This is a genomic window from Flavobacterium pectinovorum, from assembly GCF_022802975.1.
Taxonomy (GTDB): Bacteria; Bacteroidota; Bacteroidia; order Flavobacteriales; family Flavobacteriaceae; genus Flavobacterium; species Flavobacterium pectinovorum_B.
Genome location: NZ_JAFEVZ010000001.1, coordinates 203673 through 218137 on the forward strand (window position 1 = coordinate 203673; position 14465 = coordinate 218137).

General features: G+C 33.6%; 8 protein-coding genes and 1 pseudogene. 3 read left to right on the forward strand and 6 right to left on the reverse strand.

Annotation, left to right across the window (positions count from 1 at the left end; translation table 11 throughout):
• Window positions 1-173 precede the first annotated feature (173 nt).
• Window positions 174-1136 (reverse strand): App1 family protein, encoded by a 963-nt coding sequence (locus FLV_RS00895; RefSeq protein WP_243230124.1) that lies wholly within the window; start codon window positions 1134-1136, stop codon window positions 174-176.
• A gap of 61 nt (window positions 1137-1197) precedes the next feature.
• Between FLV_RS00895 and FLV_RS00900 the strand changes: the two genes are divergently transcribed.
• Window positions 1198-2067, forward strand: a complete 870-nt coding sequence (locus FLV_RS00900; RefSeq protein ID WP_243230126.1) for a diacylglycerol/lipid kinase family protein — start codon at window positions 1198-1200, stop codon at window positions 2065-2067.
• A 23-nt stretch (window positions 2068-2090) separates the two neighbouring features.
• On the opposite strand, the gene FLV_RS00905 is transcribed toward FLV_RS00900, so the two are convergent.
• Entirely contained in the window at window positions 2091-3236 is a 1146-nt protein-coding gene (locus FLV_RS00905) for a GNAT family N-acetyltransferase (RefSeq protein ID WP_243230128.1), read from the reverse strand.
• A gap of 119 nt (window positions 3237-3355) precedes the next feature.
• Window positions 3356-3844, reverse strand: a complete 489-nt coding sequence (locus FLV_RS00910; protein WP_243230130.1) for a DUF1761 domain-containing protein — start codon at window positions 3842-3844, stop codon at window positions 3356-3358.
• A gap of 170 nt (window positions 3845-4014) precedes the next feature.
• Here FLV_RS00910 and FLV_RS00915 point away from each other — a divergent pair, with 170 nt between their 5' ends.
• Window positions 4015-4716 (forward strand): Two component regulator three Y domain protein, encoded by a 702-nt coding sequence (locus FLV_RS00915; RefSeq protein WP_243230132.1) that lies wholly within the window; start codon window positions 4015-4017, stop codon window positions 4714-4716.
• Between the two features lie 286 nt (window positions 4717-5002).
• Window positions 5003-5308 (forward strand): hypothetical protein, encoded by a 306-nt coding sequence (locus FLV_RS00920; RefSeq protein WP_243230133.1) that lies wholly within the window; start codon window positions 5003-5005, stop codon window positions 5306-5308.
• 72 nt (window positions 5309-5380) lie between these two features.
• Here the strand turns inward: FLV_RS00920 and FLV_RS00925 are convergent.
• From FLV_RS00925 to FLV_RS00935, 3 genes and pseudogenes are all read right to left on the reverse strand, one after another.
• Window positions 5381-5623, reverse strand: a pseudogene (locus tag FLV_RS00925) (ABC transporter permease); the annotation flags it as partial.
• Window positions 5624-7034: 1411 nt separating this feature from the next.
• Window positions 7035-7718, reverse strand: a complete 684-nt coding sequence (locus FLV_RS00930) for a hypothetical protein (protein WP_243230135.1) — start codon at window positions 7716-7718, stop codon at window positions 7035-7037.
• Between the two features lie 6 nt (window positions 7719-7724).
• On the reverse strand, window positions 7725-14459 hold the full coding sequence (locus FLV_RS00935) for an RHS repeat-associated core domain-containing protein (protein ID WP_243230136.1): 6735 nt from the start codon (window positions 14457-14459) through the stop codon (window positions 7725-7727).
• Window positions 14460-14465: the final 6 nt, after the last annotated feature.

The following is a 14465-nucleotide window of genomic DNA, read 5'->3' on the forward strand; positions in this document are numbered from 1 at the left end:
GCATATAATACCCGAAGTTCGCAAAGCTTTATTAATAGATAGCTTTGCGAACTTTGCGTTTATGAAACCCCGCGATCAAAAAATCTTAGCGTGCTTTGCGGTTAAATATTTTATTCAGTTCAAAGCTTGAAACTTAAAACCTGAAACCTGAAACCTGAAACCTGAAACAAAATCTATTTAATAATCCCAATAGATTTTGAATGTTCAATCGCTTTACTGCTTTCTTTAAAATAACAAACTGAAACGTCAAGACTTTCTATATTGTTTAAAATCTTTTTGACCTTTTTTTTCTGTGATTTTCCAGTTTGCCTGATGTAAACTGCAATTACAGTAACAGGGAATATTTTGCAGATCCGTTCGTACAAAATCGGATCGTGTTGTGAATCATCACCCATTAAAACATATTTTAAGGTAGGATAAAATTCGACAACATGTTTTATTTTATCGAACTTATGATCGTGATTTCCTCTTCCGCTCATAAAAAAATCGGTGATTCCCCTCTTGATGTCTTTCAGTAAAAAAACGGCTTTTGGAAGTTTGTTGATTCGGGAAAACTTAGCAATAAACCGGTATAAATTCCATTCGCTGCTCGAAATGTAGAAGAAAGCATTTACTTCTTCGGTATTATTTCTTCCTGCAGAACTCAATGCCTGATAATGTGAAACAACATCTTTAAAAACTTTACGGTCATTAACATTTTTAAAAAGTAAAATATAAATTTTTCGAAAGAAGTTATTCGTATGTGAAATCAAAAAAGTATCATCAATATCCGATATAATCCCGAGTTTACCTTTGTGAGGTCTTATAAAACTGCCTTCGCAGCGAACTGTTTCATTTTTGTATTTCAAACTGATTTCATACGGCATCCATCCAAAATGGGTTTCTTTTTCTAACGGAATACAAAATTTAAAATAACCATCTTCTAAAGTTTTAGTATGGATTACTTCATTATTGTAATGAAGATAAACATCAAAATTTTGAATGGTTTTTATTCGGAACAATCTAAGAATCGATTTTGCGTTTTTGAGTTTCTTTTTCTCAAAATCGTAATTGTGTTCTCTTCTCAAAACATGCCCCATTACAATTAACTCTTGTTCATTTGCATAACCGCGATATAATTGTAAAATTGGTTTCATTAATTACGTATATTTATGTAATCGTAATTTAATTAATTTAATTGGTTTTAAGAATAAAATTTTGAAAAAGAACATCCTATTTGTTGTAAATCCAATTTCCGGAGATTTGGATAAATCAGATTTAATCGAGGCTGTAAGCGAATTTGCAGTTACAAATCATTTTGATTTAGAAGTATATGAAACTACGGGAAAAAGTGATCAAAAAGAAATACAATCACTTTACAGTCAATATTTACCTGAAAGAATTATAGTTGCAGGAGGTGATGGAACTATAAAAATGGTTGCCGAATCCATGGAGAAGCACGATGTAATTATTGGTATTTTACCGGCCGGCTCTGCAAATGGACTTTCAGTCGATTTAAATTTGCCTTCAACAATTGAGGAAAATCTTAAAATTGCTTTTTTGCATCATTATATCGAAATGGATATGATCTGCATTAACGGCAAAAAAAGTATTCATTTAAGCGATTTAGGGCTAAATGCCGATTTGGTAAAAAACTATGAGGAGAGTGATGTACGAGGTTTTTGGGGATATGCTTTGCAGGCATTTACAACCCTGACAGAATCAAACGAACCATTTACTGCAACAATTACAGCAAATAGAAAAACGGTTGAACATACTGCAAGAATGATCGTAATTGCCAACTCTCAAAAATACGGAACAGGCGTGACTATCAATCCAAATGGAGCAATGAATGATGGTAAGTTTGAATTGGTTATCTTAAAAAACCTGGATTTACTTTTAATCGGAAAAATTATTACCGGCAATATGCCTATAGATTCAGAGGATGTTGTTATTATTTCAACAGATAAAGCTCTTATAGAAACTGATTATCCGGTAAGTTTTCAGATTGATGGCGAATATTGCGGTGCCCAGACTTCCTTGGAAATTCATATACTGCACAAGCAAATGAAAATTGCGATTCCTTAAACCGGTAAAAATTTTTCGGCAGTTTATTTGAATGGATTTCGTTCCTGCCATTCGGTTTTAGGTTCCAGATAATTAAAGAATCTTGCTATATTGTGATTAATTAAAGTGTTACTATGGGTGATTAAACCATACATTTTTAAAGGTTTAGCTCCAATAGAACTTTTAATTTCAAGAGCAGTTCTGGCAAAAACAATTTTTCTGAAACCTTTTTTAATAGAGTATCCAATCATGTCGTAAAGCATATTTAGATAAAGCATTTTCTCGCGTTGTAAATTTTCGTCATAACCTAAAAAATACGTATCCATGACCTCTCCGTTTTTTATTAAGGTATTGAATCCAATTAGTTTTCCATCTAAAAAATAACCATACAATAAAAAGTTATCTTTCATGATCTCCTTAAAAAAGCTAAAATGGTTTCTGGCGAGAAAAAAAGTATTGAAAGGCGCATTTTTTGCCACATGAAAGTATAAATCATAAATAACATCTTCATACCTTTTAATATCTGCTAAAGACATTTTTTGCTTTTCGATTCCATCTGATTTTTTTCTTGCACGCTTGTATTGATCCCTGTATTTTTTGGATAAGGCGTCTATGTAATCCTGTTCTGTTTTCCAATTTTGATTTATTTCGAAAATCATATTGGGTTGTGTCGAAAACGTATAATTATTTTTGAATTCAGCCTGTAAGGGTTTGATTTCTGTTTCAGTAAAATCTTTAATGCTGGTAATATGAACTTTTCTTCCATTAGCTTTCAACTCTTTTTTAAGCTGGTTAATTGCTTTATGAAGTGTTTTAATTGCCTTTGATTGCTTTACGTTTTTATCAAAAGCAAAAGCATTTTGTCCGGTAAGCATGTTGTTTCCAATAAATAAGACATGTGAAGCGAAATTCTTGAGAGCAAAATTTCGGACAGAAGTTTTTAAACATTTGTCTCGTTCTCCAAATGATTCCAGTTTTTCTGCAAATAGAAATTGGGTTATAACAATGCCGACAAGTTTTTCTTCTTCAAAAATTCCAATAAAATGGCAAATCATATTTACCGGACAGGAATTTTCCAGTACTTCGAGGTATTCTCTGGTCAAAAAAATGTTATCTGAAGCCAGTAAATTCCATTCTAAAGGAAGTAATGAAGCGCTTTTGTATATTTGGAAAGAATAAGTTGTATTCAAGAGGTGTGAGCTAATTTATTCAAAATTAGACAATATTTGCAATAACGTATTTGCTTTAAGTTATTATTAAGAGAATCCGTTTGAATTTAGATTTCAAACGGATTTATTTTTTATGATTATTAAGCGTATGCGCATACAATTCCGCCCATGATGGTAAGTGTAACGATCCAGTATCCTGCATGAATAAAAATGTACTTCCATGATTTTCTTTCGAACAGACCATTGATGCCAATGACAGGAAAAGCAAAAAATAAACCCGCCATAAAACCATGAAGAGCACCGTGTTTAAAAGTACGGAAAGCCGTTCCGTAATCAGCCATAAAAGCATGAAAAGATGGTTTTGCACTTTCTATCATAGGTAGGCCGCCAATCATTCCTAAAGCACCTGATTGGTGAATTACAAAAGGCATCAAAGCCATAGAAATCAGTACCGAGAAAATATAGGTAAACCCAAATATTTTGAGCATATTTCCTTTTTTGAGATCATCTTCAGTAAAATTATTTTCTTTCATCCAGATTTTGCCGAAGACTTTCGGATGATACCAAATAAATCCAATTACAAGTGTAACAACTGCTGCAGCCAAAAAGGTGATAAAGTTAATTTCCATGATTATGAGGTTTTATAATTAGTTAATCAAATTTAGTCAAAATTTTATACTGAAGGATGTTTTGTCTTGGGGCATTAAAGCTGTTTTTTTAGTTATTAACACTTTATCGACATTCCTTGCCCTGTAATTTAAAAACCTATAATTTTGAACTCGAAATAATTTTGCAATCTATGAGAAAAATAACCTTTTTGTTATTATTGTTTTTTTTATCATGTTCAGCATTTGCAGATACGGTTTCTGATAGAGAGAAAGATGCCCTTGTTAAAATATATCATGCAACAAACGGCGCTGAGTGGAAAGTAAAATGGGATTTGTCTTTACCGGTTTCTACCTGGTTTGGCGTTGAAACAAATAATGAGAAAGTTGTCGGGCTAAATTTATCCGATAATAACTTAAAAGGAGAATTGCCTGATGAATTTTCTAATCTGGTAAACTTGAAAGTTATAGACTTTTCAAATAATAAAATATCAGGAAAATTACCTTACAGTATTGGCAATTTGAAGCAACTGGAAGTATTTTCGCTTTTTAGTAATCAGATAGAAGGCTCATTACCGGGTTCGTTATACGAGATTTCAACATTGAAAATATTGCTTTTAAATAATAATAAATTATCGGGCAGTCTGAGTAATAAGATAAGGAATTTAAGTTCTTTAGAAAACCTGGGTCTATTTGATAACAGTTTTATTGGAGAAATTCCAAAAGATTTGGAAAATCTTCAGCATTTAAAAGAAATGAATCTCTCTTATAATCAATTTCAGGGAACAGTTTCCAAAAAAATAGCGTTATTAGATTCTTTAAATATGACAATGTTTGATAAAAACGGAAATCCTTTTTTATTAGAAATAAATGCAGAAAAAGATATTATACAATAATTACAAAAAATTAATCGTGCTTATGAATGAATTTTACTCGTGAAAAAGTTGATTAAATATATTTAGTTAATTGTGAAAAAACCGTAATTCGTTACGGTTTTTTTTATGAAGTGATTTAGGCTTTTTGATTAAACGTAAAAAGTCTAAATTACTGCTATGCTAAAAAAAATATAATTTAATACCAGAAATTGTAGCTTTTTGTTTTTTTTTATAATTTTAATTATTGAATTGAAAAGCTATTTTAAGTTAACAACAAAATAAACTCTAACCCTTTAAATATAAAGTCATGGTAATACATTATCAGGGAAAACAACACGGAAAAAGTACTAAGTTCACCATTAGAATAATTGGAAACAATCTTTCAAAAAGCAGTTCAAATTACCAGATAGATTTGTTAGTAGGAGATAAGCAATTACCATTGTTTACATCCGAAATTCATCAGAGTTTGTCTAATTGCCTGAGAGAGATTTATTTGTTCAGAAAGCACAATGGAATCACTTTTGAAGAATCTTCAGAAAAAATAGAAACCTTATTAGTGCCTTACGACAAAGTTTTATACGATTACAATAAATTTGCTTTGTTTAGAGCGTAATTTATTTATAGAATTTAAAAAGAAAAGACTGCCTTAAAAAGCAGTCTTTTTTATGGTTTTAACCAGATAAATTTAAACGATTTGTTTTTCTTTTCTGAAATTCCTCCATCCAAAACCAATCAGCAGCAAGTTGAACAATACCAACTGTAAAAAGGTTTTTGCAAAATCTATTTTAGAAGCATCTTCAAAAGTTTCTACCTTAAATTTCGACCAGTTTTCTTTTTTAACATCGGCATTGTCAAAGATTTTTGGGTAGAAATACAAGCGCAGTTTTTCATGAAACCGGTTTGTTTTTTCCATAAATAAAAGCTGGTTTCCTAAGTCAGATTTTCAGCTCCGCGAAGTCTTCATTCAAAAATCTAAACACGCTGCGCAAATGTCTCCGACTTTGCCTATTCTAAACAAATATATTTAAAAACCGTAGACATCTCAAAGTCTCTGATTTTAAAACAAAACTTCATAATATAAAATTCTATCAAGACATAAACGGAAAAAGTCGGAGACTTTTGAGACGTTTTGTGTTCAATATGAAGCAAAAAAAATTGCGCAAAGTCAGAGACATTTGCGCAGCTTTTCAAAAAGAACTCTTCGGGGAGCGGGAATCACTTTTGAAGAATCTTCAGAAAAAATAGAAACCTTATTAGTGCCTTACGACAAAGTTTTATATGATTACAATAAATATGCTTTGTTTAGAGCGTAATTTATTTTAGAGATTAAAAACAAAAGGACTGCCCGGATTGGAGCAGTCTTTTTGTTTTGAAGATAGATGTTAAACGATTTGTTTTTCTTTTCTGAAATTTATCCATCCGAAACCTATCAGTATTAAATTGAATAATACCAACGGTAAAAAGGTTTTTATGAAATTCGTTTCTGAAGTATCTTCAAAAGTTTCCACCTCTGCTCCTCGAAGTCTCCATTCAAAAATCTAAACATGCTGCAGCAAATGTCTCCGACTTTGCCTATTCTAAACAAACATATTTAAAAACCGTAGATATCTCAAAGTCTCTGACTTTAAAACAAAACTTCTTAATATAAAATTCTATCAAGACATAAACGGAAAAGTCGGAGACTTTCGAGACGTTTTGTGTTCAGTATGAAGCAAAAAAAATTGTGCAAAGTCAGAGACATTTGCAGCTTTTCAAAAAGAACTCTTCGGGGAGCGGGGGTTTTAACCAGATAAATTTAAACGATTTGTTTTTCTTTTCTAAAATTAATCCATCCCAAACCCATCAGTATAAAATTGAATAATACCAACGGTAAAAAGGTTTTTGCAAAATCTATTTCAGAAGTATCCCTCAGCTCCGCGAAGTCTTCATTCAAAAATCTAAACACGCTGCGCAAATGTCTCCGACTTTGCGCTATTCTAAACAAATATATTTAAAAACCGTAGACATCTCAAAGTCTCTGATTTTAAAACAAAACTTCATAATATAAAATTCTATCAAGACATAAACGGAAAAAGTCGGAGACTTTTGAGACGTTTTGTGTTCAATATGAAGCAAAAAAAATTGCGCAAAGTCAGAGACATTTGCGCAGTTTTTCAAAAAGAACTCTTCGGGGAGCGGGGAGTAATAAATGTATGATTAAATTCAGTACTGATTCTTTGTGCAACTCTTTGTCCCGAAGCGTGATTGACCACTCCTCAATAACTTTCTTTTTTAGTTCTTTTTCTATTGCCATTATTAATTTTAAGGTCTGATTATTTCTCTTAGAGCCACCTCTTTATTTATAATGTAAGCTCTGAACTCTTTAATTTTGCAATTTTTTTATCCTGTTTGTTTATTTCTATTTGCTTTAAAAATTCATCTCTGTTGATTATAGTTGTCTGTAAACTTTGAAGCCATCCGTTTACATCTATACCACAAGCTTTAAAGTGGTTTAAGTCCCAATTTCTTTTATTGATTTGTTCCAATATGCTTTTTGCTTCTGCAACTCCAACAAATAAAGCTATTTTTAGTTTTGCTTCCTGAAGTGCTGCCTGCAGGTACGAATTAGGAGCAGCACTTAATGGTGATGTTTTGGAATATTCATCCAATATGGATATTAATTTTTTCAAAGAAATATTTTCATCAAATGACAATGTGCTTTGTTTTTGAATGCTATCTAATACATCATCAAAAAACATACTGTGTTTTTCATAGGGGATATTATATTCGAAACCTTTTTTATTTTTTAATCTGCTCAGCAAAATAGGTCCACTCAAACAAGTTTTCATATCTTTTTCCCACAATGAATATATTACAAAATAGGGGCTGTATTCTTCAGAGAATGGAGACTTTATTAACTCTATCCCTATTATGCAAGAACCTAAAATCTTGTATAATTTGTTCTGTGCAAATGCTGAAAGCTGAGGAAAGACATTTAACCATTCCTCAGTGACTTTCTTTTTTATTTCTTTATCTATTGCCATTATTTATTAGGGTCTGATTATATATATCGGTAATCCGAAGTTGTTAAAATATTTATTGTATTGAGCTCGACTCATAAATGCTTTTCCAAATTTAAAATCATATATAACTCCATTTGTATGATCAATTACATCAAGAAAACCACGATTACCCGCACCTAATCTTAAATTATTGTTAAAAGATAATCCTGTTTCTAAACCTCTATTTCCATAGATTCTTTGGTAACGATTTAAGAGTGTACTTGCATATTGATGTTTTGCAGTACCTGCTACGCCACCAACACCTCCAATAGCTCTTTCAGCCCTAATAGCGGCACTTTCAACTAATTGTCCATTAGTCAGAGCTCTTGAGCTCATCATAGAAATTCCTTTTATCCCACTATTTGTTGCTATACTAGCAACCTTGGTCATAGGAACTGCGCTAACAATTTTCATGTTAGCCTCAAACCCTGATAATTCATTATTATATCTGTCAGTTCCGGTTATGTTCCCTTTAATACCATCCCACAATAGAGCTATTGGATTGTATTGATCAGTTTCATAAACAAATCTACTGAGATAATCCATAAAATTGCCACTACCGTCACCTCCATAATATTGTCCGCTGCCAGTTTGAGTATTCAAATTCACATAACTACTCAAATTAGGTGGTGGTCCGTCTCCTCCGCCTATACCCAAAAATTTTCCTATATCTCTTCCAAGGGACTCTATGTTTCGCCCTACGTAGTTAGCCGCTTCTTGTAAATTACGACCAGCAAATCTACCAATTTCTCCGGCATTTTTTTTAAACCATTCTGCGTTTTTACCATCCTTAAAGAGATTAGCAATAGACTTAAAAGCACCTCCACCAATTTGGTTATTAATTTCGTGCCAACAATTTACACAATCTTTATCATTTCCATAAGTATTCCCACTAGGATCTGTATATAACAACGGATTATTTAAAACATACCCGTACTGATTGTAATTTTGCGTATTGGCAGGATCCTGTATGTAATTATCAACCTGTAAAAACCTATGAAGTAAAGGATCATATAGCCTTGCATTCATATTGATCAGTCCTACACTTTGTAAGTGCTCGTGTCCGGTATAGCCCCTGTCCAGGACAGTTAAGCCGTTAAGGGTATTACCGGCACCGTCCTGTACTTTTATAAGGTCGCCCCAGGCATCAAATAATCTTTTTTCGACAACAGCCCCAGCATCATTGGTTATGGCCAAAATGGTTCCCTGATAGTCGCGGTGTAAATATAAATAATTTGCAGGGTTTACACCATCGCTTTTTACAGCAATTGGGGCACTGTAGCCATCACCGGCAATATAAGTTACAAATTCTATGGCACCGGTAGTGGTGTTTTGTTTGATTTCCATACTGCCGTCTGCAGCATAATGTTTACGTAACGGTCTTAATTCTTTGTCTTCTAAACCTCCATAATACATGGTACTGCGCTGGTCATCGGCATTGTAAGTAAAACTGATTTTCTCTACACCGGTTTCCTCAATTTGTATCGGGCTTTTAAAGGCGTTATAGGTAATGTCTAATTTAGGATTGTTGTTGGTTTTTCTAATTTGTACATCATCAAACCAGACATTCCCAATTCCGTCATTATCCAGACGAATGCTTAATTTTTTGATACTGGCAGGAACCAGAAATGTCTTTTCTACTTTAGTCCATTGATTGGTAGCTGCTATGGTTTTATGATCAACAACCGAATAATAACCGGTTTCCTGTGAAGTTTTCATGAACAGGAAAACCTCGGCTACAGGGCTATCTCCATAAACCCAAGCAGAATAAGTATATTCAGTATCAGCTGTATTATCAACATCAATCCATTTGTCAGTATGTGTTATTTTTTCATAAGTGTCATCATTACTGATTTTTAATGAAGTTGAGCCTGAATGGGCTGCTGTGGTTTTATCAAATGTTACTGTTGATCCTCCATAATAATTGAACCAGCCTGTTTCACTTTCCATGTTATCACTAAAAATATTTCCTCTGGCAGTATAGTAGTCTAATGCTTCAGGGTTTAATGTGATGGAGGTATTCTGGTATTTTTTAACCGGATCATAATCGTATGTTCCTAAATTATTGCCGGTTATCTTTCCGGAAGCATTATAAGTTTGGGTTTCCTGAACACCATATTTATTCTTAAACTCTTTTAATCGGCCCAGTTCGTCATAATCAAAATCCTCTGTATAATTTCCAAAAGCACTGTTGATTCGGCTATCCAAATTATCTGTGTTTTTGTCAAATTTAGTAGTAAGGGTTATAATATTTCCGGTTGGGTTTGTTGTTTTATCATGTTGTATTTTAGATATATAACCATTAGTGTCATAGGTGTTGGTCATTTTGATGCCATTACCTGTTATGCTCTCCAATAGCTGTCCTTTAGCATTTACGGTATTTACCTGCCATAATGTTTTATTGTTAATATCCAGAATCTGATACAAAGCGCCATTTTTATATACATTTTTAGTTACGACAGTACTGCTTTTTCCGCCGGCCTCGGCGGTTTTGGTTTCGGTAATAACCCTTCCCAAATTATCATAGTTAAAAGTTCTGGTAAATTTATAAACACCGGTTTTTTGTTCTGTAATCGAAGTTGGACGTTTAAATGTATCATCATAAACGATAGAAGTTGAAATATCATTTGCTCCCGAAGGATCATTTAAATCTTTGTAACTTATTGTTAATGGTAATTTTGCAGCGTCATAGGTATAAGTGGTTTCACTATTGGTACCCGGTCCTGTCATTGTTTTTTTGGAAGGTCTTCCGCTTGCATCACGGGCAATAGTCGTTTTTACATTGCCATTTTGCGAAGTTTCTTCTTCAAGTTCTCCAAAATCATTGTGCTTATATCCAAATGTACCGGCCGAAGGATCAATAAGAGCTGTTTTTTGGCCCCAGCCATTTTGCTCCATATTGATACTGATGCCGTTGTAACGGGTCTGTTTTAAATTCCCATTGGCAAAGTAGGAATAATTAATTGTCCCGCCCAGCGTTTCGTCAGTAGAAATTACATTTCCAACAGCATTTTTAGTGATGGTTTTGGTTTTTAATCCGTCAGTAATCGTAGAAACAAGCCCTGAATAACTGGCAGTAGTCGTTCTTTGATTAAACAGTTTTGTTTCTGTTGGTCTGCCGTAGAGATCAAACTTGGTCTCATTCCATTGTATGGGATCAGATTCGGAATAAGGTTCACTTGTTTTGTAGTTTCTGTCATATAGATCATATTCGAAATCCATATAAGAATAATCGCCATTTATATCTGTAACTCCGGATTTTATTTTTCGTCCCAGGTCATCAAATATTTGAAAGGAAACAGGGCCATCAGGAGCATTTGTTATAATAGTGGTTCGTGACCCGCTATGATTATCGTGTGATTTTGTATAAGATGTCGAGGTTGTTAAGTTTAACTGATCGTCTTTTACGGTTAAAGGTTTAAACCACGAATCGTAAGTATATGAGGTTGACCTTCCGTTTGAATCGGTTTCTTTTTTTAGTAAGCCATTATTCAAATCATATCCAAAGGTTGATGCCAATAAATCGTTGTCCGTTATTTTGGTTACAAAGCGTCCGGATGCATCATATTCGTACTGTGTACTTCTGGGCTGTAAAGGAAATGGTGCTATAATAGTCTTTTTGGTAACATTCCCAAATGAATCATAATCATTATGTTCTTTTATCGTAGCTGTTCCTGTTGCGCTCTTTTCTATATCCGATAATAACTGATTAGAATTATAGGTATACACTTCCGTATTGCTCATTGTAGGAGCACCGGTAACGCTGACACTTTGAGTTTTTTGGTAAGGTCTTCCTAATATATAAAGAGGACTTGTGATGACGTCCTGATAATCTATTGAGGTGATGGCAGTCTGAGTGTCGCCTGATCCCTGAGTAACACTAGTGATGGTTTTGATATTGTTATCAGAATCAAAAGTATTAGTAGTAGTTACACTAGTATTCTCTAAACGATTTTCCTGTACGCTGCCTGTATTTTGCAGTTTAAAAACTTTATTTTCCTGCAAAGCGGCCTCTGCAGTTGAGGGCGTATAAGATAAAGTGGTTTTAGAGGTAAAGCTTGACGGTGAAAAACCATCGTAAGGATAGGTTAAATAAGGTAATACATAACTCTCAGTTGTTGCTCCTCTTAATTTTATGTTTCTATTGCTTACAGAACTCATTATTGGGGTATTGCTGTCATGCCAGTTGGTTTTCATAATAGATCTGAATCCCATAAAACCAAGACCATTCAGATGGGTTACGGCTCCATAATACCCGTATAATTGCTTTTTGGAGACATTGCCGCTCTTTTTCTCTATTTTAGAAACGATTTGAAAATCGGGCGAGGAGACGATATCAAAATAAGGGTAGGTTTCTGTTCCCTGGCTTGATTTATAGATGGGATAGTAATCATTTTCGTATATTTCGTCTAAAGGCTGGTAGGTTATAGATTCCTTCACGCCATTTCCTGCGGTGATACTTTTTAACAAACCATCTTTAGAACTGTCTTTTGGCGAATAGAAAAAATGTAGTTTATTTTGATTTATAAATGCAATTTCAAGTCGTGGTTGCTTACTATCTGTAGAAGGTAAGTAAATTGGTAAAGCGTAAATGTCGATATTTTCTTGTTCAGAAGTAATAGCTGTTTTTTTTATAAAAGTATTTAAAGCTGTTTCTGTATAGGTACTAACTTGTATAGTTCCTTTTTTAATCACCTTTAGAGGGTTGAAGAAATATTGAGTTTTTACAGTATTTTTTACAATAGTTAAATCACTCTTCCCATCATTATCATAATCAGTGGCAAAGTAGTTATAGCTGCTATTTGGGTTATTAGCGTTAAATGGTGCATAATTAGGTAAGCTTTCTATGGTATATCCATTCCCTTTTTCATCTGCACCTCCTTTTGATGGAAATCTATACCACCAGTTAGGAGTTTCCGGGCTTGGTATTATAAAATCTGCTTTTCCGTCTCCATTATAATCTCCAATTACAATTGTGACATCCACTCTAATATTAGAATTAATGGTTTTAGATATTTCGACCAAAGTATTATTTTCAATCAGGGTATAAACTTTCAATACTCCCGTATCGAATATGAAAATATCAGATTTTCCGTCTCCGTTATAATCGGCTATATAACATTTGCTGTTTGGGGTAATTGGTAAAATTCCTGCCGGATTGACAAAATTAGAATTGATTCTGCTGTCTAAATTGACAAAGTATGATTTACCTCCCGGAAACGTTTGTGTTTCTATAACTTTAACCGAGCAATTAACTTTTGTGGTATAAGAAAATGGTTTTTCTATAATGATAAGATCGGTTAAACCATCGCCATTAAAATCACCATTTAAATAATTTTTCGGTATAACTTCTTCTACAGTAACCGGAGCATTATTGCACGCTGTAAAACTATGTGTTATTTTAGGAAATGTATGCTGTTTGGAACCTTGGGAATAAACCAAAGAAGAGCCATCGGTAGCATATGTTGTAAAGGTTGATATATTTGTCGTTGCATCTGTTTTTAAGACAGTCCAGCCTTTACTAAACCAGTATTTATTGTTCCAGGTCAAAAAGGAAACGGGAAAAATTTCATCAAAAGGGCCTGTGTTTAAGAGAAGACCCTGGTTTATAGTTGTTTTTGCGTTACCGTTAGGATTAATACCTGTAAATAACCAAGATTTATTTCTGGCGTTAGATCCCGTAGTTGGATATAAGATAAAATCCATATTACCATCTCCGTCAAAATCTCCTGTTATGGTATTGGCATTTAAAGAAGAGACGTTATTAACGTCTAAGGTATTCGGATTATCAATATAATTGATTGTGCTTTCGGTATTGTCGTACTGAAAAACGGTCGGATTGTAGCTCTTTGATTTATCACCGTTTTTTTCTGTGACTTTGCTTAATTGGTCATAGTTTTGAGAGGATTGGGTATATTCCAAAGAATAATTCCTGAATCCTATATTATTGCTTTTTATCTCAATTTCACTTAATTTATCATATTTAATCTCATTAACTCCGCCAATATAAAAATTTTCTTTCCTTGATCTGGGTTGATACTTAAACTTAATTTCATTTATAGGTGTAGCTAAACCGCGGCTTCCGTATGTAATTTTATGTATTTTTTCTCCGTAATTTTCGTAGTGAATGTTGATACCTTGGGCATTTTCCCAATAGGTAATTCCCCATTCCAAAAATGTACCTCCGCCGTTTTGGTGTCCATAATGAGCTTTTGAACCGTCAGGATATTCTACCAGAAAATATACTGGCCCTGAATAGAGATAGGTTGGATTTATATACGAGGTGATTTTGACATTAGAGAAATTTTCAGTTTCATATTGAGTACCATTAGCACCATAAACTCCTCCTGTTCCTTTTTTTACAAGTAATCGTTCACCATCTAAGGCAAAACGGTCATTTACATAATCCACAGGATCAATTTTCCCATCATGGAATTTTGTAGTAGGAATTCGGGTAATTTTAGAGATTCCGGAAACATTCCATCCATAACCTGCAAGGCCGGGGCCATTCTGGCTATTGTAGGACAAACTAATTTGCGGTACAACTCCGTTAATTCCCGGAGGTACTGCAATGGGGATCGTATACGAAGCTCCTCCTGATAAAGTTACAGCCAGATTTCCGGCAGTAACACCTGTTTCTGCAGAAGAACCTGTAGGATTGGTTTGGGCAGATAAAAAAACAGTAAAACTTATGAATAAAATTGAAAGGTAAAATTGCTTCATACTATT